This window comes from Geminisphaera colitermitum TAV2 (genome assembly GCF_000171235.2).
GTDB classification, from domain to species: Bacteria; Verrucomicrobiota; Verrucomicrobiia; order Opitutales; family Opitutaceae; genus Geminisphaera; species Geminisphaera colitermitum.
On record NZ_ABEA03000090.1, the window covers coordinates 1 to 21,823 of the forward strand.

Sequence of the window (21,823 nt, forward strand, 5' to 3'; positions counted from 1 at the left end):
CCCCCCCCCCCCCCCCCTTCCTGCTATGCACCATTACCTCCGTCCAATGAAAAATACACAGTTCCCCCGTGCCATCCGGTGCGCCCGCGCAAACGCTCCCAGCGCCGCCTTCACACTCATCGAATTGCTCACCGTGATTGCGATCATCGGCATTCTGGCGGCGATCCTCATTCCCGTGGCAGGGAGAGTGCGCGCCACTGCACGCAACGCCACCTGCCTCTCCAACATGCGCACCTTCGCAATGGCGCTAACCTTTTACGCCCAAGACAACAAAGACACCCTCCCCAGCACCTCGGCAACCGAAACCGATGCCAATTGGGTTTTCGCAATGACCGGATGGGGCGACAAAACCAAACCCGATTACCTCGGCATCCGCTACATCAACTCCAACAACAACACCTCGCTCACAACAGTAAGCAGCGGGCGCGCCAGCCTGATGCTGTGCAAACAAAACATCATCAGCACAGGCTTAACATCCAGCTCTGGTGCGACCACCTATGCCTTGTGCAGCACCATCTCTAAAAAACGCCTGACCAACGCCGCACATCCCACCAGAACCGCCCTGACGGTGGAAAGCGCGCTGGATAACAACAAGACCTCTTGGGAACTAGTGGCCTCCGCCTCCAAAGGCATGGCGGTGAACATCCACGGCACCCGCTCCAACGTCGCGTATCTGGATTGCCACGTTGCCAGCGTGACAACGATCCCCACCGCAACCGACGCGTTCTGGGAATTTTGACACAAAAGATCTCCATCCTCCCCCCCCCCCCCTGTATTTTCTCATAAGCACGACAGCGAATTTCACGCTGCCAGAACTTCCTTTTGAAAAAGCAAAACCACACCAACACCCTTATGCATACGCCAATCCTCCGTTCACTCCTCGCGCTCGCCGCGCTTGCAAGCACCTTGCCCGCTCACGCCGCTCCCTCCGCCCCCGACGGTACTTACAGCGCCCCTGTCATCACAGCCCCCCTCTCACCCCTCGCTGCTGCCAACAAAACCTTCGCCCCCACCCCCGCCGCCTACCGCAACCTCACCCCCTGGGCACCGGGGGAACTCCGCTACGAACTTCAGAAAGGAGACAAAAACACCGACCCCTTCGCCGAAGCACGCACAAGCAAACACGCCATCGTTGGCACACTGAAATTTCCCGCACCCGTGCCCGTTGCCGACACACTCGTCGAATTTGAATACCGCGTTCCAGAAGGCATCGCCGCCAAAGAACTCCACCTCAATCTACGCATCCAAGGCGCATCCAAACAAGCCACCATGCGCCTGCCCGTCGTAACCGGAAAATGGATACGCGAAAAAATCCCGTTTTCGAACATCCTTGGTGGAGACCGCTGGCGATTCAACGGCGATGCCCGGCGACTCGCCCGGACGGACGCAGGCGACGGCCCCCTGGCCACCAGCGTCGAAGTCGGCCTCATCACGGACAAAACCAAGGGAGACGGCGCCGTCCTCCAATTTCGCAAATTCGACGTGACACGCCTTCCCTCGTGTTGGGGCCCACTCCCGCACCCCCGCCGCATTGACATCCCAAAGTCCGGCGTCACTCGCACATTCCCCCCCCCCCCCGGCACACACACGGGAACCATCACCAACGCATGGCTGCAAATCATCGCTGATTCACCTGTGGAAATTCTTATCAACGGACGCTCCCTTGGCACAGCTGAACTCAAAAATGTGGATACAAAAAAATGGCCAGGCACGACCATCCCCATTGCCCGTGAATTCGCGCTCGACAGCCACCTTCGCGCCAATCAGCCCAACACCCTTTTGCTCCGTCCTTCAACCAGCACAGGAACAACTCCAGTTCCCATCCTTTGTGTTGTCGGCTACACCACTACCGACGCGGAAGGACAAACCATGCGCCACGTCCTCGTCTCCGATTCCAACTGGGAAATCGCATCCGACACCCCTGCCCGCATAACGGATCGTCCTTACAAAGGCAACGAACCCGCCCGCTGGGGTGCCATCGTTGACATCTATCCCCTGCGCAATGCGCAAGCGTGGACCACGCCCGCCACCTCCCCTCACGACGCCACGCCCTTTTCCACCGCGCAGCTCGCCGATGTCCGCACGACAGCCCAATCACTTCATATCCCTGCCGATGCGTTCCCCCGAACCGGCCCCGCCACTCCTTGGCGAACAACACCTCCTGGCTCCGCTGAAAACGCCTCGTCCCGCTGGAAACTCATCACTCCGCAAGGGAACCCCTATCATTTCCTCGGCACGCAAGTCATCGGTCTTTTCCCACGTGAAAACTACCACTATTATCGGGCGATGATGGACCGTTATCCGAGCGAGGACGATTACCTCGCCGACACCCTCGCACATGTCAAAAAACTCGGCTTCAATGGTATCGCCCCCGCCATTACAACAGAAACCGCCTTTCGCAAGGGACGCGATTTTGGCCTCACCTATTTTGAATTTCTTGGCCCCGCCAGCGGCGTTCCCATTCGCGATTTTGAAGGCCGGACCTATCGCATGCCCGACCCATTCAACACCACATGGCGCGAAGCCCAGCGCACCCGTGTGCGTGAACGCGTTCGCTCACGCGGCTGGCTCTCCGATCCGGCAATGATCGGCGTCTTTGTTGACAACGAACTCCACTTGGACGGAGCCGTTAACGGCGGCAGCCTCATCGGTTACATCTATTCCCCCGACTGCCGCGCCGCCTTCGTCAAATGGCTCGCCCAACGCTACGACAACGACATCGCAAAACTCCGCGTCGCATGGACCCCCGAACTCCCCGCCGCCGCCACACTGGCCAGTTTTGATGCCGCGCCCGACATCAACCCTGCCAGTGTAAAACACGACCCCAAACACAAAGTCGTTCGCGAAGAGGACGGGCACGCCGCCCCGCGCTTTGCGTCGAAAACGCGCGGCACAATCCGTACCGACCTCTATGACTTCGCCGTTTTCACCACCGCGACTTACGCTGACGTTGTTCTCGAAGTTTTCCGAGCCGAGTTGCCTGGCAAGCTCATTGCGAGCAACCGCTTCATGGGCAACGCCACCGACGAAATGCTCGCCGCATGGAAAAACTACGACCTTATTGCATGGAACGTTTATCCCTTCGCCCGGTGGCAGGCTGGCATCTACACCAACAATCAGCTTGAGGACATTCGCCATGCCCACCGCATCACGGGAAAACCCATTGTGCTCAGCGAAACCGGGATTCAGGCACTCGACGCCCGCCTCCCCAATCCCTCCGCGCAACTCTACACCCAAAAGCAACGCGGTGAGGAATACGCCAAACTTCTCCGACAGGTTCACGACGAGCTTCCCGCTGTCGTCGGCTTTGTGCTCTTTTGCTGGCAGAATCTCTCCGACACCGAAGGCCAATCATGGGGGATCGTTGATGATGATGGGCGACCTTACGCCGACTATGTGCAACACATCGTGCAGGCGAATCGCGAGCTCATGAATACACTACCCTGATCCGCCGCCCAATCTCCACGACATCTAAGCCGCGCCCTCTTCCGCTCCCTGCGCGCCTACAAGATCGACAATTCCGACAACGGCACCGTCGAGCAGCACAAGCCGTGGTGATTTCCTCGGTTCAATCCGCACACGAGGAACACCCATGCCAGACAGGATGTGCTCTCCAGTTTTCGGGCAGCCCCATGTCGCGCATGGGAACCTCTGGGTACTCCGCAAACAACGCCTCCACCCGTTCCGCCCATCGGCTCGTCGGTGACACAAGTTGCAGCAAATGCCTGCAAATCATCAGGAGAATTCCACAACGTCCATTGTTCAATTTTTGAGGCTCATGCCATTCCGGGAATTTTTTGGGATTGGGCAAAAGCGGAGGATAGCCCAGTTCACGATTCCAGAGACGCGCATGATGCGCACAAAGATTTCGCGCGGCATTCAAACTGCGCAGCCATGAATGGAGCACCTCATCCACCAAACCGTATTCCTCGGCAATGGCTTGTTTCAATTCCGGCGATACCCCTTTGAAAAAAGTCAGCAAACTTCCCATGCTCATGAGTTCAGCCAGCATCCAAAGAGGAAGCTCTTTGCGCGCATCTCCGTAAGAATCAAAAAAATGCTTTTTGAACGGCTCTTTATTGCGGCAAGTCTCCTCCCAAAGTCCACTTCGCCATTTGAGATACTCGTCAATTTTCAATTTTGGAAGGTTGCGGTCATTTGCGTATCCGAACGGCCCATACTTGCGTGAAAAATGACAAACAAGCTTGGTTCTGATCGAAACTTCCAGACGTTCGATGGCATCCAAGACAAGCCCGCGGAGCCGACGATCAAAACAGTAGCGCATCCATATCGTTTTCAGGCAGGTCCCCTCCTTAAACTGATCTTTGCCGGGAATACGAAAGGGATAAAGATATCCGGACAACCGATAATAACTCACCGCTTTCAGGCGAAGAATCAACTCGGCACGATCTGCTAAAAGCCCTCGGGAACATAAACGATCTGCCTGCTCTTCAAATGAGAGCGAAGATTTCATGTATTCCATGAATTGTTACCTGCCCATTCCTCTATTTTCAGGGAAGCATAAAAGCATAAAAAACCCGCCGGAATTAAGCGTCAGGCTCACCAGAGGTGAACCGAGAGGCTCGGCGGGCATGCTGTTTAAACGATCTGCCAAGTCTGTTCGTCCAGCAAGGAATTTTTTCGTCCAAGAAATGCCGCCTTGAAGCAGCAACACTGGGTTCGGCTTCTGCATGTCGCCTTCACCAGTCTGTTAATCGCCATCACGATCATAGCCGGTCACGTGGGGCGGCATCTACGTCCATTCCCTGCGCGCCTACAAAATCGACCACTCCGACAACGGCACCGTCGAGCGGCATAAGTCGTGGTGAGGTGAAGGCTTATACCTTACGTCTCTTTTCCGCACATAACGCTTCGTTTAGTTTCTCCACCAGCTCCCATGGCCAATTCGAGAGCCACAAATCAAGATGGCCGCTCATCCACGTTTTCCTCGCACCCTTTTGGAGTCCGCCACCGCTTTGTCTTTCAATTTGGCGGCATGGATTTCCGCTACGCCCACACTCCGCATGAAACCAACTCCCGTGAGCTTGAAACGAGGCTCCGGCACAAAGCGCGACTGTATCGCGATGCCTTCGCGCAAGGCTTCGGAAAAGGAAGCCAACTCGGAGCGTGCGACAGATGTTTTCATACGCCCAAGCTATTCCACGTATCCTCTTCTTCAAGTAATTTGCCGCCTCCATCCGCAAACTCGTCGCTGCCGCACAATCTTGCGGAGGACGAATGTCACCGCGGGTGTAATCAGCACACTGCGCGAAGATGCCAGTTCCGGGTAAAGGAAGTGGCGCGGGCGGGACGCCCGCGCCACTTCGCACACCTTCACACCTGTCACCCCTTTAGCGTGACACCTGTCATCCCCCCCTCACGGAGCCGTCCGCCGCCGCTCCAGCGTGTTGCCGGGGATGCGCACCTGCACCGCTTTGGTCCTCGGTTTTTTGATTAACGCCAGCGCAGCCTTTGCCAGTTCTGCGCCCAACTCCTCACACGGCTCATGCACACTCGTCAGGCCGATCGCACGATGACGACTCAGAAACAAATCCCCCATCGACGCCACCGCCACCTGATCCGGAATCTGGATACCAGCCTTGTCCAACTCCTCCAACAACGGCAGCGCCAGACCATCGTTCACCACAAAAAGCGCATCAGGCCTCCCCCCCCCCCCCCCCCCGGCCTGCAATAAACGCATCACGGCCTCGGTCGGCACCACACCGGATTTCTCCCAAATCACCCAATCCTCGCGCACGCGCAGACCCGCCTCCGCAAGACATCCGCAATACGCCTCGTAACGCGCCAAGGTCATCGTTGTGCGGTGATCCGGTCCCACAAACGCGATGCGCCGCCGACCCGATGCGATCAAGTGACGCATCACCGTTCGCGCCGCCTCGCCCGAATCCCACGCCACATAATTCGCCCCCGCCAATCCCGGCAGCGTGTCGCCGAGCAACAGCAGCTTCCTCTTCTGTGCGATCAAGGACTCGTAAAGCTCGCGGCTCTCCGGCTGCGGAAAACAAATCAGCGCGTCCACGCGACGTTGCAGAAACGACATCACCTCGCGCTCCTCGCGAGCCCTGTCCCAAAAATGCACGCCGAGGAGCGGTGTATAGCCTGCCTCGTCAAAAACCTCCGTCATGCCACGCAACACGCGATGCGCCCAATTCTCCTCCAGATCAGCGAACACAATTCCAACTGTATCCGTTTTTTGACGACGCAAGTTGTGCGCGAAAAAATTTGGCTGATAACCCAGTTCCGCCGCCGCCGCCTTCACTCGTGCGATTGTCGTCTCGGGAATCTTCATCTCGCGCCCCCGTCCGTTGAGCGCGTAGCTGACCGTCGCGATTGAAAGGTTTAAGTGTTGGGCCAGCGCCGTGATCGTAAGTGTTTTTTGCTGCATTGAGATTTCTTCGGTCGGCTTAGGTCACCACAAAGACACAGCGATACAGGGCACAATCCCGCAAACCGCAGCATCATCACTAACGCCGTTCCGTGGCGCGACCCTCTGTGTCTTTGTGTCTCTGTGGTGAATCATCATCTGTGCGTCTGTGCGGATCAGTAATCTGTGCGGTCAGCGTAGGCACCGAATGTTTCCATCACGAAATCAATGTCCTTGTCACCGCGACCGCTGAGGTTGACGAGGATCGATTCGTCGGGGCGCTCCTTGGCGAGACGCAATGCGTAGGCCACGGCATGCGCGCTCTCCAACGCGGGAATGATGCCCTCGCGACGCGACAAACGAAAGAACGCGTGAATCGCCTCGTCGTCGCCAGCCGTCACGGCCTTCGTGCGACCGCTCGTGAAAAGGTGCGCGTGCTCGGGACCGACCGACGGATAATCGAGTCCGCTCGCGACCGAATACACCGGGCCCGGTTCGCCCTTGGCGTCCTTGAGCATGATTGAGTTGAACCCGTGCATCGTGCCCTCCTCGCCGTAGTTGAGGCTGGCGGCGTGCTCGCCGAGCTTCGTGCCGCGTCCCAGCGGTTCAACGCCGTAGAGTCGCACCGGATCATCGAGAAAACCGGAGAAAATCCCCATCGCGTTGGAACCGCCGCCGACACACGCAACAACGTTGTCGGGCAGCTCGCCGGTCATTTCCAAAAACTGCTCGCGTGACTCGATACCGACCACGCGTTGGAACTCGCGCACCATGAGCGGGAATGGATGCGGTCCCACCACGGAACCGATGCAGTAAATGCTGTTCACCGGATCGGCCAGATAAGCCTGAAACGCGGAATCCACGGCTTCCTTGAGCGTCCGCGCGCCAAAAGAAACCGGCACGACTTTCGCGCCGAGTATCCGCATACGCACTACATTGGGATGCTCCTTGGCGATGTCCACCTCGCCCATGTGAATCTCCACCGGAATGCCAAAGTAGGCTCCGGCGGTGGCGAGGGCGACGCCGTGCTGGCCGGCACCGGTCTCGGCGATGAGCTTTTTTTTGCCCATGAATTTCGCCAGCAGCGCCTCGCCCATGCAGTGGTTGAGCTTGTGCGCGCCAGTGTGGTTGAGGTCTTCGCGCTTCAGGTAAATGCGCGCGCCATCGAGCGCGTCGCTGAGGTTTTTGCAGTAGTAAACGGGAGTGGGGCGGCCTTGGAAGTGTTTGCGAATGGAACGCAGCTCGCGGATGAAATCGTGGCTGCGGCAGATACGATGATAAGCGTGGTTGATTTCATCCATCTGCTGCTGGAGTTGCGGCGGGATGAAGGAGCCTCCGAATTTGCCGAAAAAGCCCTTGGCGTCGGGCTGTGCGCGATGAGTGGGAAGCGAGGATCGGGCGTTCATGGTGAGGAAAAGGCGGAAGCTGAAAGGTTTTTCCGGCCAACGTCGAACCTGTAACTGATGTCACAGGGACAGTCCTAAGGAGGGCGGGTCTCCTGACCCGCCGACGGCGCGAAGCGCCGCCATTCCGGAAGGCGCGGCTGCGCCGCGTCTGGCGGGTCGGGAGACCCGCCCTCCTTATCACGGACTCTTTTATTCAGGGATTACGCTAAATCTCGCTCTCGCTGATCTCGCGGTATTCACCGGGTTTGAGATCGCCAAGAGTGAGCCTGCCGAAGCATTCGCGGTGCAGCGTGAGCACGGTGGCCCCGGCGGCGGCGGCGAACATGCGACGCACTTGGTGATATTTGCCCTCGACCAAGACCAGCTCGGCGACGCGGGGCGCGGGCAGGCGCAGCGTGGCCGGGGCGCAGGGGGCTTTCTCGCCGTCGAGTTGCAGGGTGCCGGCGGCGAATAAATCGACGAGCGAAGCAGGCACGTCGCGGTCGAGCGTAGCGCGGTAGAGTTTGGGGACTTTGTGGCGCGGCGAAGTGTAGGTGTGCACAAGTTCGGTGCGGTCGGTGAGGATCAGCAAACCACTGGTGTCCTTGTCGAGCCGCCCAATGCTCGTGACCTGCGGGTTGCGCGCACGCCAGCGCGGCGGGAGCAGGTCATATACGCGCGGGCCTTCGCGTTCGTCGTGCGAACAGACGAACCCGGTTGGCTTGTGCAACATGAGAAGAAGTCCGCCGGGATGGTCGAGCGCTTCGCCATCGACGAAAACCGGTCGGGCGGGATCGAGCGGATTGACCTTGGCCGAGGGATCGCGAAGCGGCTGCAAACCGACACTGACATTAACGCTGTTACCAGCGGAGGGGGGGGGGGGGGGAGGGGGGGAGATCGTCACCGTGTGTGCACGCAGGAAATCGCGCGCTTCACGACGCGAACAGTAGCCGAGCGAGGAAAGGAGTTGGTCGAGACGGCGGTTCATTCAGAAGGCGGAAGCGGCGGCGCAACGGAAGAGACTCCCGGTGCCACCTTGCACTTGCGGTTGCGCGCTGCGTAGGGCGCCGCCCGACGCAACCAGGCGGCGGCAACGACGGTGAGCAGAAAACCGACCGACGAAATAATCCCCACGCGGTCGTAACCAAGGAGTTTGCCGGTCACCGGATCGGTGCTCATCATCCAGCCCGCGAATATCGTGGCGAAGGCCCCCGACGCCTGCTGGATGGCGCTGTTGACGCTCATGAAACCGCCCCGGTAACGCGGTTCCACGGCGTTGGCGACCATGGTCATGGTGGGGGCAAACCGGCCCGACATGGTGACGAAAAACAAAGTCGTCACGATGAGCGCCACCGGCACCGGCGTGGGTCCCATGCGCGTGATGTAGAGCACCGTGGTGATCGTAAAAATGGATACACACGCGAGCACATGGAGTTTGTCGAAACGGTCGGAGAGCCAGCCAAACAAGTAGGTGGTGGCAAACGTGGCCCCGCCGCCGCAAAGATAAATCCACGAAAGCTGGTCCTTGGAAAAACCAACGTTGGCCACCATGGACGGCGCCATGAACGGCCCCGTGGCCGCACCGCCAAAGATGAGCACCGCCGTGACCACGAATCCGCGCACATGCACGCGGTGCGTAAGCATCTCGCGCATTTGCCGGAGCGGCTGCTGGCTGGCGGTGTGCATGGACACGTGCGGCAGCGAGCGCCACGCGATGCCCCACACGATGGCGCTCAGCACCGCGAGGAGGAAAAATACCGAGTGCCAGCCGAGATGCGCCACCAGGTAGAGACCGGCGGGCAGCCCCAAAATCGACGCAAGCGGGAACGCCGCCTGCACCACCGCCATGCCGCGTCCGCGCCGCTCGATGGGGATTACATCGCCCACCATTGCCACAACGACCGAACCGGCCACGCCGCCAAACGCCCCGGCCACGATGCGCGCAAGGAGAAGCCAGTGGTGCGTGGGCGCAATGGCGCAGCCGAGCGTCGAGATGGCGAAGCCGGCGTAGAGAATCAGCAGTGCCCGACGGCGTGGGATGTAGTCGATAAACACACCGGCAATGAATCCTGTGACCGCAGCCGAGAGTCCATAGGACGCCACGATCCGGCTGAACTGTCCGGGCGTGATGGAGAAAATTTCCATCAGGTAGGAACCCAGCGGCAACATGATCATGAAGTCCATGATATGCGTGAACTGCACTGCGGCCAGGGTCAGCAACAACCACCCTTCTTTGTAGGGGCGTGTGGACGCCTGAGTGGCTGAAGGATTGGACGGCTGCGAGGAACGCATCCCGCCAATGCTTGGAAGTTTTAGGAGGAGTGCAATGCCGGGGTGTGCGGTGCCATTTGATACCTGGTAGGGAGGCCTCTCCGAGGCCTCCGAAACCACGCTCTATCTACCTATGAATTTCGCATTCCCACACTACGCACGGCGGAGGCCTCGGAGAGGCCTCCCTACCAGGTATCAAATAGCTACAGCTTAAATGAAACTGCCACTAATGAACGGAGTCGCTCAAAGAGAGCCCAGGCATGCACGGAACGATGGTGACGGACTCCAATCGCTGGTTGTCACTGGCAGGCTTCGCATTCGCCGCCGTTGCGCATGGCTTCGATGCTGCACGCAAGTTTCTCCTCCGCGGTGTAGGCGCGGACGCCTGGCGATGAGGCGGCGGGCGTAGTGCCGGAGGCGATACCGCGAACCTCTTTTTTCACGGCGACGGTCGCCTTCTCGATGTTGGAGGCGCCAAGGGTGCGGAGGTAGTAGGTGGTCTTGAGACCGGCATGCCAGGCGTGGCGATACATGTGGCTCAGGGTCTTGAGATCGGGCGTGGCGAGCCAGAGGTTCACGGACTGGCTTTGGTCAATCCACTTCTGGCGGCGGGCGGCGGCGGCAATCACCCACTGGTGGTCGATGCCAAAGGCGGTGCGGTATTTTTCGCGCAGATCGGCGGGGATGGATTCGATGTCGGAGAGTTCGCCGTCGAAGTATTTGAGGTTGTCGAGCATGTCCTGCGTCCAGAGGTTGCGGGCCTTGAGGTCGCGCACGAGCCAGGGGTTGAGGATGACAAACTCGCCGGAGAGGTTGGATTTGACGAAGAGGTTTTTGTAGGTCGGCTCGATGCAGGGCGAGGTGGCGGTAATGTTGGAAATGGTGGCGGTGGGCGCGATGGCGAGGACGTTGCTGTTGCGCATGCCTTGCGCGGCGATTTTGGCGCGGAGGGGCGCCCAGTCGAGTTTGCCGCCGCGGGGAACGTCCACGGGAATGCCGCGCTCTTGTTCGAGGAGGTCGAGCGTATCCTGCGGAAGGATACCGCGGTGCCACTTGGAGCCTTCGTAACTGGAATAGGTTCCGCGCTCGGCGGCGAGATCGCTGGAGGCTTCGTAGGCGTGGTAGGCGATGGCTTCCATAGCCTCGTCGTTGAACTCGACGGCCTCGGGCGAGGCGAAGGCGTGGCCGCGCTGGTAGAGGGCGTTGGCGAGGCCCATGACGCCGAGGCCGATGGGGCGGTGGCGGCGGTTGGAGGTTCCGGCGGCGCGGGTGGGGTAGAAGTTGATGTCAATGACGTTGTCGAGCGCGCGGACGGCGGTGCGGATGGTGTCGCGGAGTTTGGCGTGGTCGAGCGAGCCGTCGGGGTGGAGGTGGGTTTCGAGGATGATGGAGCCGAGGTTGCAGACGGCGGTTTCGTCCTTGCTGGTGTTGAGGGTGATCTCGGTGCAGAGGTTGGAGGAATGAATGACGCCGGCGTGGTCCTGGGGGGAGCGGATGTTGCAGGCGTCCTTGAACGTGAGCCAGGGGTGGCCGGTTTCGAAGAGCATGGAGAGCATCTTTTTCCAGAGGTCGATGGCTTCGATGCGGTGGCCGTGGATCTTGCCTTCGGCGGCGAGAGTTTCGTAACGGAGGTAGGCGTCCTCGAACTTCCTGCCGTAGAGTTCGTGGAGGTCGGGCACGTCGCTGGAGTGGAAGAGGGTCCAGTGTTCGCGGGCCTCCATGCGCTTCATGAAGAGGTCGGGAATCCAGTTGGCCGTATTCATGTCGTGGGTACGGCGGCGGTCGTCCCCGGTGTTTTTGCGGAGTTCGAGAAATTCGAAGATGTCGTTGTGCCAGGTTTCCAGATACGCGCAGCCGGAGCCCTTGCGCTTGCCGCCCTGGTTGACGGCGTTGAGCTGGTCGTTGTGGAGCTTGAGGAAGGGGATGACGCCCTGGGATTCTCCATTGGTGCCGGCGATGTGCGCGCCGGTGCCGCGAACGGCGGTCCAGGAACCGCCGAGGCCGCCGGCCCACTTGGAGAGCTGGGCGTTCTCGGCAATGCCGCGGGTCATGATGCTTTCGAGCGAATCGTCGATGGTGTAGAGGTAGCAGGAGGAGAGTTGCGAGTGGAGGGTGCCGGAGTTGAAGAGGGTGGGCGTGGAGGAGCAGAAGCGGCGGCTTTTGTAGAGTTCGTAGAGCGCGGTGATGCGTTGTTCGCGCTGGCCGGTGGCGGGGTCGCCGTCGTCGAGGAAGAGGCCCATGGCGACGCGCATCCAGAAGAGTTGCGGGGTTTCGAGGCGGCGGGGGGCGGCGGGGTTGGTGGTTTTGTCGGTGACGAGGTAACGGTCGTAGAGGGTCTGGATGCCGAGGAAGTCGAGTTCGAGGTCGGCGGAGGGGTCGAGCGCGGCGGCGAGTTTGTCGAGGTCGTAGTCGAGGAGGCGGGGATTGAGGCGGTGGATGGCGGCGCCGTGGGCAAGGTGTTTTTTGAAGGCGGCCTGGTGGGCTGTCTTTAATTTTCCAATACCGTCGCGAACGATGTCCCAGTGAAGGACTTCCTCGTAGATGTAGGTGAGCTGGATGCGTCCGGCGAATTTGGCGAAGTCGGCGTCGCGTTCGATGAGGGTCTTGCTGTTGAGGATGATGGTCTGGTCGAGGTCGCGCCGGGTGATCTGGTCGTAGAGAGAGCGGGTGAGGGCGGTTTCGATCTCGGCGGGGGTGAGGCAGAGGTCGAGGCCGATGCGGGCGAATTCGATGCGAAGGCGGAGGTCAGTGCGGTCCCAGAGGAGGGTGGTGCCGTCGGGCTGGGTGACGACGATCATCGTATCGGCGTCGCCGCTACGGATTTGAGGTTTCAAATCCGGGATTTCAGAGCCGGCGGAGGCCGCGTCCGGCTGGATGGAGGTGGCGCGGCCGTTGTGGCGAAGGGCGCGGTAGATGATGTAGGCTTCGGCGACTTTGTAGTGGCCGGCCTTCATGAGTTCCTCCTGGACGATGTCCTGGATTTCCTCGACATGGGCGAAGGCCTGGCGGCTGGCATGGATGCGTTCGCTGACGGCCTGCGTGACGGCTTCGGCGGGGGTGCTGTCGCGGTCGAGCGAGAGGAAGGCCTTGCGGACGGCGACTTCGATTTTTTGCGGGAGGAAGGGGACTACCTGGTGGTTGCGGCGGATGACCCGCGGGGCGGGGTGCGCAGGCGGCGGCGCAGGCATGTAGGCGATGGGGCCAGGGACGGGGGCGGAAGTGGGGGAGGGCGGGACGGCAGTGGCAATATCGGCGGCGGCGGGGCGCGGGGAGGAAGACAGGGGGGATGTAGTGGTGGAGTGCATACGGTGTGTGGCAGGTGAGTCGGTGGCGGTGATTGTGCGGACTACAATTCGTCGTCGTGGGTGACGGCGAGCGACGAGGCTTTTTGGTATTCGGTGACGCGGCCCTCGAAGAAGTTTTGCTCCTTCTTGATGTCCATCATCTCGGCAAGCCAGGGGAGCGGATTTTTGATCGGCGTGGCGGAGATCGGGGCAAGGCCGACGCCTTCGAGGCGGCGGTCGGCGATGTAGTCGATGTAGGTGAGAAATTCGTCAACGGCCAGGCCGACGGCGTTCACTGGGAGGCAGTCGCGGATGAATTCCTTTTCGAGAGTGACGGCTTCGCGCATGGTTTCGCGCAGTTCTTCCTTGAAGCCGGGCGTCCAGATTTCGGGGTTCTCTTCGACGAGGTCCATGAGGAGGTTGCGGAAGACTTCGATGTGGTTGCTTTCGTCGCGCAGGGTGTAGCGAAACATCTGGCCGATGCCGGGAAACTTGTTCTGGCGGTAGAGCGAGAGGATCATGCCGAAAAGGCCGTAAAATTGCGTGCCCTCCATGCACTGGCCAAAGAGGAACATGTTGCGCGCGAGAAGCTGCTTGTTCTCCGGTTGCGTGAGGTCGAGGTCGCGGCGGAGTTGTCGTGAATTTTTGACTACAAACTCGTTTTTGCGGACGATCGTCGGGATGTCCTCGAACATGGCCTCGCACTCGTGCGGGTTGATGCCGAGGGAGGAGATCATGTAAAGGAGCGAGTCGGCGTGGATGTTCTCTTCGTGGGCGTGGCGTCCGAGCACGAGCTTGAGTTCGGGGGCGGTGACGAGTTCGCGGGTGACGTGCTGGATGTTGTCGCCGACGATGCCTTCGGCGGCGGAGAAGTAGCCGATGCCCATGCGGATGATCCAGCGTTCCTGGTCGGTGACGGCGCGCGGGTCGCGCCATTGCTCGATGTCCTTGCCCATGGGGATGTCCTCGGGCTCCCAGTGGTTGGCCTTCATGGTGCGGTAGAGGTCGTAGGCCCACTGGTATTTGAGCGGGAGGAGGTTGAAGGTCATGGTTTCGCGTCCGTTGATGACGCGCTTGGCGGCGAAGGCGGCCTCGGCTTTTTGCTGGTCGAGGACGAAGGTCTTGGTGCCGATGGTAAAATTTTTGTGCATGGTGGTAGTGGCGAAACCGGCAAGGACGGAGTGATGAGAACGTGGCAAAAAGAGGCCTGAATCCAGTTTTCTACTGAAGCAATCAACCTCAACTTATTGGTAGTTGTTTACGGGTTATTCACCACAATAGGTTGTGGTGCCTGAGTAATATAACCACAAGGGATGGGATTCGCTGGATGGGACGTCAATGGATTTTTAAGAAGAAAAAGCGTCAAAAAAATGCATCTGACGCTTGCGTCAGGACGAAGCGAGGGTCTCCAGCGCCCGCGCCGGGCCGGGAGCCTCGGCGCTGGTCAAATGCCTTCGGGCTGCACAACCTCGGCGCGTTCATGGCCTCCGCAACGACTTCTGAATCGCCCGTATCCATCGCTTCCGCATCCGCAACTCCGTCCGCCGGCACCGGTTCCGCGCCGGCACCGGCATCTGTATCTAAAATTTCCTCATCCGCCGTGCGGGAGGATTTTAATGATGTGCGGGCCGTAATCCACTACACCAAGGCGGCGCACCGGCTTGGGCTTTGGGAATCGGAGCGGATGTTGATCGAGCGGTTTTTTTCGAACAAGCAGGCGCGTCTGATCGAGGCGGGTTGCGGAGCGGGACGCGTGAGCGTGGCGTTGTGGGAACTTGGATACAGGCGGCTTGTCGCGTTTGACTTTGCGGAGGAATTGCTGGCTCAGGCGCAGTCGCTTGCGGATGAGCGGCGGGCGCGCATCACGTTTTTCCATTGCGATGCGCGACGACTGACGGCGCATCCGGCAATCGCCACGGCGACGGCAGCGACAACGGCGGGGGGGGGGGGGGGAGGGAAGATGTTTGATGGCGCGTTGTTTATGTTCAACGGGCTGATGCAGATTCCCGGACGTCGCAACCGGCGCAAGGCGCTGCGTCAGTTGCACGCGGTGTGCCGTCCCGGTGCGCCGTTGATGTTCACCACGCATGACCGCGACCGGGCTTCGCCCGCCGAGCAAATCCTGTGGCGGCTCGAATTGAAGCGTTGGGCGGCGGGGAAACAGGACCCGATCTTGCGCGAATTTGGCGACCGGTATTTCGAGGATGTGCTGGGGCGGACGTTCATGCACCTGCCCGACCGCACGGAGATTTTGGAAGACCTCAAGGCAACGGGTTGGCGTCACACTTACGATGCGATGCGCAGCGAGTTGGCGAAAGAATCGCGCGCCGTCCGCGATTTTTCCGACGAGTGCCGCTTTTGGGTGAGCGAGCGGACGGAGTGACAGTGACGAGGATGGGGTTGGACGGAGAAAGAAGAACTCCATCGAATCGGACTCCATTTCCCCAATGGAGACCGGACGATTCGCAGATAATTTGACCAACGCGCATACCCTTTAAATTTGAGCAGTCCACGCATCGGCGCACGTTGCGCATACCAAATGCCCAAAAAAACGCCGATGACCTTTCCCCATTGCCCAATTCCCTCTCTCCGCCGCTCTCGATCTCGCTCCACCGACCTTGACCGCGCGGCATTCACGCTGATCGAACTCCTCACGGTTATCGCCATCATCGGTATTCTCGCCGCCATCATCATTCCGGTGACCGGACGCGTTCGCGAATCCGCCCGCACCGCGCAATGCGCCTCCAACATGCGCCAGCTCGCACAAAGCATGTTGCTTTATGCGGAGAACAACAAAGGCGTGCTGCCCGCAACGTACAAAAATCCCGCCAACATCACCGCAGCCTGGTGGCAATATCTGTATCCAGACTACTGCTCGGACAAAAACGTCTTCAAATGCCCTGTCGATCAGACTGAAATCACCGGCAGCCCGACCTTCACCAAAGACGGCAGAACCCTCGCCGACGGCAAAGTATCCTACGGAATACCCGGCACACAAGACAACGGGGCAGGTGAAAGCTACAAAGCCTCCGGGAAACCGATCACCACATTCTCCACGCCCTCCCGAATGTGCCTCCTCACCGATTTTGAGAGCTCCGTCCGCCGTCTTTCGCAAAACTATGATAGCAACAAACCCATGTTTTTCAGCGAAATCGCTTGCACTCACAACGGAGCGGCAAAAAGCAATTTCGCGTTCCTCGACGGTCATATCGTGCTCATGAGCAAGGCTGAGGTGAGCGCCGCCCACGCCGCCCAAAAATATAACTTTGGATTTCACGCTCCCTGGTAGCTGAAGAACGCCCCGCCGCCTCTCCCTCCCCCCCCCCCTTCATGTCACGACCCGCGCTTCGCCACCTGCCCATCCTTGCGCTCGCCTTTGCCAACGCGCTTTTGTCCGCCGCCCCCGAGCTTGTCACCGTCGGCGATCCCGGCAACCCAGGCCACGAGACGGCCTTTGATAATTCGCGCTACTCGCCCCAGCCCGGCGCCGTCGGCCACCCCTACCGCATCGCGAAACGCGAAGTCAGCAACGCCGACTACGCCGCGTTCCTCAATGCCCACGCCACCAGCAAGGATCCTCACCAGTTCTTCGATGAGCGCATGAAAATCACCCGCACCGGCGTCCCCGGCGCATGGCGCTACGCGGCCTCACCTGGCTCGGACAACGATGGCGTCGCCTTTGTCTCCCGCACCAATGCCGCCCGGTATTGCAATTTCCTTACCACCGGCGATCCCGGACGCGGCCCCTACAAAGTGGAAAAACGGATACGGGAAAATGGAAAAACCCACGATGCCATCGTCGGATTTCGCGACCTCACCTTCCTTGACGAAGCGCGCATTTACAGCCTGCCCGACATGCACGAATTCTACAAAGCCGGCTGGTATGACGGCGCGGGCGCTTATCGAAAAATCTCCACCGAGACCCGCCATGCCCCCTCGCATTACGGACTGGAAAACCACGCCTCCGGCCTGCGCGAATGGATCGACAACAAATACCGCAACGGCGCGACCTTCGCCCTCGGTGCCAGCGATTCCGACACCAGCGCCGCCGCGATCAACGCCACCTCCTCCTTCCTCACTCCCGAATACACCGCCAACGCCTCCACCGGCTTCCGCGTCATTGCCACCGCTCCGCTGCAAATCGGCGACCGCCTCAACCGTCACAACAACTTTTTCTGGCAAAACGAAAAGACCGCCTCCCTGCGTATCCGACTCGACGATACGCCCCGAAGCCAGAAAATCCGCCTCGTCCTGCGTGACTTCGCCAATCGCGAAACCTGGACCCGCGACATCGCCCCCGAACTCCGCCGCGGCGTCACCGAAATCCCGATACCGCTCCCCGAAAACGACGGCTATTACGAGCTCACCGTTTGTCCCGACGATCCGCTCTACGCCGGTCACGGCATCCGCATCCCACTCGCCATCATGAACACGCCCATGCCCGCGCAAGGCGTGGACGGCAACTTCGGCTTCACCTGCCACATCACCCGCACCGAACGCCGGTTTACCTTTGAGGACTATGACTTCGACCTGCTCAAGCGCCTCGGCGTCAGCCAGGTCCGCGTCGATGTTCGCTACGATGATGACACCGATGGCAACCAAACCGTCCTGCGCCGCATTCACGACGCCGGCATGAATCCACTGGCCATCATTACCCGCTCCGGCCTTCGCAACCAGGAAGACATTCGGAAGCTCATGACCGAGAATCCCGACCTTGCGAAAAAATGGTCCAGGCATGGCATTCCCGCCGAGTTTGCCTGGCACGCCGAGCAGGTCTGGAAACTGGTCAATGCTCACAAGGGCATCGTTCGCGATTGGGAATTCGTCAACGAGCCCACCTATCTCGACATTCTCGCCGAAGATTACGCCCAAGTCCTCAAGGCCGGATACATCGCGGCCAAGCTCGCCGATCCGGCGTGCAACCTCATGGCGGGCGACCTCAACGCCATCCACGCCCCCGTCTTCCAGACTGGCGGCGCGGCCTTCGCCGACTCCATCGCCACCCATATCTACGGGTTCTATGTTCCCTACTTCTGGGGCATCCCCGGAAAAATGCGCGAACTCAACGGCTGGATGGCGGCGGCTGGCATCGCGCAAAAACCCATCTGGATTACCGAGATCGGCGGCTGCACCTACAATTCCCGCCACCTGATCCCCGTGCGCACGCTCGACGAAGTCCGCCGCTACCAGGCCCTCCACCAGCCCAAGACAATGGCGGGCGGCATGGCCTTCGGTGCCGCCCGCGTGCTGCCCTACAATTTCCGTGACGTGCCCGTGGATGGACTGGAAGGCGAATTCGGAAGCATCGATCGCACCGGCCTCCCCAAAACGGCCGCCATGAGCTACCGCACCACCGCCCTTTTGCTGGGCAAAGCCCGCTTCAGCGCTTTTCTAAAAAACCACTCATTCGATGCCGGGCGCATCGCCGGACTTGTATTCAAAGACCAAAACCAACGCGATGTCGCCGTCCTCTGGCGCAATGATCCCTACGGCCACAACCGGTTCGATATCCCCTTTCTCGATACAATCAAACCATCGGAAAATATCTCCCTCAAAAGCCGCTCGTCGCAGGCGGAGCTGTTCAACATGTCTGGCGGACGCACCGTGCTTGCGGCCAAGGACGGCATTCTCTCCATCCCCGTTTCCGAGTATCCGGTTTTTGTCCGCGGGCAGTTCGCTCCGGAGACTGCGGAAGTGGCGACAACCCATCCGGTCGCTGAAATCGTCCTCCCGCGCGTTCGCGTCAAGATTGCGCACAACCAGAAATCCCGCGCCTGCGATCTCATGACAGGCGTCACGCTTGAGTTGACGGAAAAGACCCGCGCGTCCGTTGAGGTCCGCGTTTACAACATTGAGAAGCGCCCCGTGGAAGGCGACCTGCGCCTGACTCCGATATCGAACTGGCGCGAATGGCCCTGGCAAGTCAGCCCGGCGTCGGTGCACCTCTCGATTCCCGCCAACGGCATGGGGACCGCATCGTTTGGAATCCCAATACCGGCAGCCGACGCCAAAGACTCGTTGCGCTACCTCAATGCAATCTTCACCGAGGGATCTGGTAATGAATTTCGCGATACAGTCGCCTTTCGCGTCGTTCCTCGCAAGATAGCTCTCTCGGACTGGATCACCTATACCAAGGGCTACCGGCTGGACGCCCTTCCCGATCAAAGCGCCATCCGGATTACCTGGAACGCTGAGCGTCCCAACAGCGTCACTTTTCACCGACGCGCGCCCGTTTCGTTTGCCGACACTGCCGCCGACTTGGAGCAGGATGTGATGCTGCCATGTGAAACAGACGGCGCGAGCATCCGCGCAATAAACCTGCTGTTCAGGGATCGCAACAATGAGACTTTCCAACTCAAGCAATCCGTGCGCTCGAAGGACGGGCAACTGACGCGGGTGCGCTTTGACGCCGCCGCCATTCTCAAACCCGAAGTTATCATCCATGCCGGTGGCAACCGCCAGGTGGATTTCCCGGTCTCTTTGGTCGGCTTCACCTTTGACCTGAAGCCTGAGCGCAACGACGGCAGCATTCTGGTTCGCCCTTACGAAGTCACTTCGCGCTCCAGAACAAAAGTCACTCCCGCCACCGGAGGAGGCGGAGCCGCTGACATGGACTAGCGCGTTGTCAGTTGAGTTGTAGCCATCATCTTAACGGTAGGGAGGCCTCTCCGAGGCCTCCGAAACCACGCTCCAAGCACCTATGAGTTTCGTATTCACCTTCACACTACGAACGGCGGAGGCCTCGGACGGAGCGCAGCAGCGCGGAGATGGCATCGCCGAAGGCGATGGCCCGAAGGGCTGCCCTCGGCAGAGGGCACAAAGGCCTCCCTACCTGGTATCAAATAGCTACAGCCTAAATGAAACGGTTCTAGCTCCTGTTCCCAACAACTATTGGGAGGTTCTGAAAATTGAAAAATTACACAGAGGACACAGAGAAAACACAGAGATGTGGGAGGACAAAACGACTCCGCACCTTTTTCCGTTAACAAAGATTTTCCATTTAAAATAAATGACTTACAGAAATATCACCTTGCAGAAAAAACATCCGATAATCGGACAGACCTCCCCAAGCTCTGTGCCCGCTCTGTGTCCTCTGTGTAATTTTTAGAAGCTCCCTATTGCTGAAGACGGCGCATCCCCCTCCCCCCCCCCCCATCATTCACCAATGCGACGCCATTGCCCGCACACTTGCCGCTCTCTCCTGACGGATTCCCCGATCAAGCGCTTTGACAAACGCTCACCCAGCCTGTCAAAAAACGCGTCATGCCCCGGCCCGTCCCTTCGGCAGACCAGTTCCAACATCTTCCCATCCCCAAGATGAATCCGCGACACGTGCTCGCTCATCTTTACTGGTCCACGCCCCGGCTCGAATACGGCATCCGCGCCTACGCCCGCGAAGCCGATTGGACGCTCTCCTTCATGCGCAACGCGCAGGACTACCCCACCGGTTCCACCAAGGTGGATGGCCTCATCGCCTTCATCGGCCACACCAAAGTCGATTTTCGCCAACTCTATCCCAACGCCAAAATCGTGGACCTGCGCGGCCTCGACGAATTCCCCGCCGACTCCTCCATCCGCATCGACCACGAACACGTTTCCCGCCTCGCCGCCGATTACCTCTACAACCTCGGTTACCGCCGCTTCCTCGCTTTCGGCTGCAAACCCGTCGAGCCCATCGTTACCCGCATCCGCTCCTTCCAACGCTGCCTCGAAGAACGAGGATTAACCGTCGAGGAGATCTTCCTCAATTACTGGACAGAGCAAATCGTCATCAACCCCGGCGACCTCAAAGCTCGCATCACCAAAATCGTCAGGAAAACAGGCCTCCCTCTCGCCGTTTACGCGCCCGACGACATGTATGCGGAAGCCTTCATTCAGACGGCACTCGATCTCGGCTACCGCATCCCGCAGGACATCGCCGTGCTCGGCGTCAACAACAGCCGGGACATCTGCGAAGAATGCCGCGTCCCCATTTCCAGCATCGACGTCAACTTCTCCCGCCTCGGTTACGAAGGCGCCCGCCTCCTCGACGGATTGATGCGTGGCGACATCAGAAAATTCCAGCGCATCGTCATCCCGCCGCTCACGATCGAAAAACGCCAGTCCACCGACAGCGCCGCCGAAACAGACAAGACCGTGGTGGCCATCCAGCAATACATCCGCGAGCACTTCGCCGAAAGAATCACCATCGAAACCGTGCTCCGCGACCTGCACATCTCGCGCTCCATGGCCTTTGTACGCTTCACCCGCGCGGTCGGCCATCCCATCGGACGCGAAATCATCAACGTGCGCATAAGCCATGCCCGGCACCTGCTCACCAGCACCGACTACAAGATCGACGTCGTCGCCCGCATGTGCGGCTACGAAGACACCTCCGCCTTCGGACGCCTCTTCAAACAACTGCACCAACAAAGCCCCGCCGCCTACCGCAAAAAACTCGCCGAAGAAAAACCGTAGCACGGAGCATCGTAACTGTTTAGCGAGGGGGGGGGGGGGGG

The 21,823-nt window shown here is 59.8% G+C and carries 14 protein-coding genes; 6 read left to right on the forward strand and 8 right to left on the reverse strand.

From position 1 onward, the window contains the following. Together OBACDRAFT_RS25205 and OBACDRAFT_RS09300 are read left to right on the forward strand one after the other, a co-directional pair. A partial coding sequence (locus tag OBACDRAFT_RS25205; protein WP_332835119.1) for a type II secretion system protein occupies positions 1 to 739 on the forward strand: 739 nt, incomplete at its 5' end. Between the two features lie 113 nt (positions 740 to 852). Continuing rightward, a complete protein-coding gene (locus tag OBACDRAFT_RS09300; protein ID WP_043584994.1) occupies positions 853 to 3,447 on the forward strand; it encodes a beta-galactosidase in 2,595 nt (864 codons plus the stop codon). A 121-nt stretch (positions 3,448 to 3,568) separates the two neighbouring features. Here the strand turns inward: OBACDRAFT_RS09300 and OBACDRAFT_RS26410 are convergent, their stop codons facing one another. The 8 genes from OBACDRAFT_RS26410 to OBACDRAFT_RS09345 form a co-directional block, all read right to left on the reverse strand. After that, positions 3,569 to 4,474, reverse strand: a complete 906-nt coding sequence (locus OBACDRAFT_RS26410) for an Abi family protein (RefSeq protein ID WP_157836975.1) — start codon at positions 4,472 to 4,474, stop codon at positions 3,569 to 3,571. A 459-nt stretch (positions 4,475 to 4,933) separates the two neighbouring features. Then, entirely contained in the window at positions 4,934 to 5,146 is a 213-nt protein-coding gene (locus OBACDRAFT_RS09315) for a hypothetical protein (protein WP_043584978.1), read from the reverse strand. 231 nt (positions 5,147 to 5,377) lie between these two features. Then, positions 5,378 to 6,406 (reverse strand): LacI family DNA-binding transcriptional regulator, encoded by a 1,029-nt coding sequence (locus OBACDRAFT_RS09320; protein ID WP_043584980.1) that lies wholly within the window; start codon positions 6,404 to 6,406, stop codon positions 5,378 to 5,380. A 155-nt stretch (positions 6,407 to 6,561) separates the two neighbouring features. After that, positions 6,562 to 7,791 (reverse strand): tryptophan synthase subunit beta, encoded by a 1,230-nt coding sequence (gene trpB / locus OBACDRAFT_RS09325; RefSeq protein WP_043584981.1) that lies wholly within the window; start codon positions 7,789 to 7,791, stop codon positions 6,562 to 6,564. Between the two features lie 205 nt (positions 7,792 to 7,996). Next, complete coding sequence (locus OBACDRAFT_RS09330) at positions 7,997 to 8,758, reverse strand: pseudouridine synthase (RefSeq protein WP_043584983.1); 762 nt, start codon at positions 8,756 to 8,758, stop codon at positions 7,997 to 7,999. Continuing rightward, positions 8,755 to 10,062 carry an MFS transporter gene (locus tag OBACDRAFT_RS09335; protein WP_043584985.1) on the reverse strand — a complete coding sequence of 436 codons (1,308 nt, stop codon included), beginning with the start codon at positions 10,060 to 10,062 and terminating at the stop codon, positions 8,755 to 8,757. Before OBACDRAFT_RS09335 ends, OBACDRAFT_RS09330 begins: the two co-directional genes overlap by 4 nt. 278 nt (positions 10,063 to 10,340) lie before the next feature. Then, on the reverse strand, positions 10,341 to 13,346 hold the full coding sequence (locus tag OBACDRAFT_RS09340; protein ID WP_081721927.1) for a ribonucleoside-diphosphate reductase subunit alpha: 3,006 nt from the start codon (positions 13,344 to 13,346) through the stop codon (positions 10,341 to 10,343). Between the two features lie 41 nt (positions 13,347 to 13,387). Continuing rightward, positions 13,388 to 14,476 (reverse strand): ribonucleotide-diphosphate reductase subunit beta, encoded by a 1,089-nt coding sequence (locus OBACDRAFT_RS09345; protein ID WP_043584998.1) that lies wholly within the window; start codon positions 14,474 to 14,476, stop codon positions 13,388 to 13,390. A gap of 329 nt (positions 14,477 to 14,805) precedes the next feature. On the opposite strand from OBACDRAFT_RS09345, the gene OBACDRAFT_RS09350 reads away from it, so the two are divergent. The 4 genes from OBACDRAFT_RS09350 to OBACDRAFT_RS09365 all read left to right on the forward strand — a co-directional run bounded on the left by OBACDRAFT_RS09350 (position 14,806) and on the right by OBACDRAFT_RS09365 (position 21,782). Then, on the forward strand, positions 14,806 to 15,708 hold the full coding sequence (locus OBACDRAFT_RS09350; protein ID WP_081721928.1) for a class I SAM-dependent methyltransferase: 903 nt from the start codon (positions 14,806 to 14,808) through the stop codon (positions 15,706 to 15,708). 174 nt (positions 15,709 to 15,882) lie between these two features. After that, the gene (locus tag OBACDRAFT_RS09355) at positions 15,883 to 16,614 is read left to right on the forward strand and encodes a type II secretion system protein (RefSeq protein WP_081721929.1); all 732 of its coding nucleotides are present in this window, start codon (positions 15,883 to 15,885) and stop codon (positions 16,612 to 16,614) included. A 41-nt stretch (positions 16,615 to 16,655) separates the two neighbouring features. Continuing rightward, positions 16,656 to 19,943 carry an SUMF1/EgtB/PvdO family nonheme iron enzyme gene (locus OBACDRAFT_RS09360; protein WP_043584987.1) on the forward strand — a complete coding sequence of 1,096 codons (3,288 nt, stop codon included), beginning with the start codon at positions 16,656 to 16,658 and terminating at the stop codon, positions 19,941 to 19,943. A 699-nt stretch (positions 19,944 to 20,642) separates the two neighbouring features. Continuing rightward, a complete protein-coding gene (locus OBACDRAFT_RS09365; RefSeq protein WP_043584990.1) occupies positions 20,643 to 21,782 on the forward strand; it encodes a substrate-binding domain-containing protein in 1,140 nt (379 codons plus the stop codon). Positions 21,783 to 21,823: the final 41 nt, after the last annotated feature.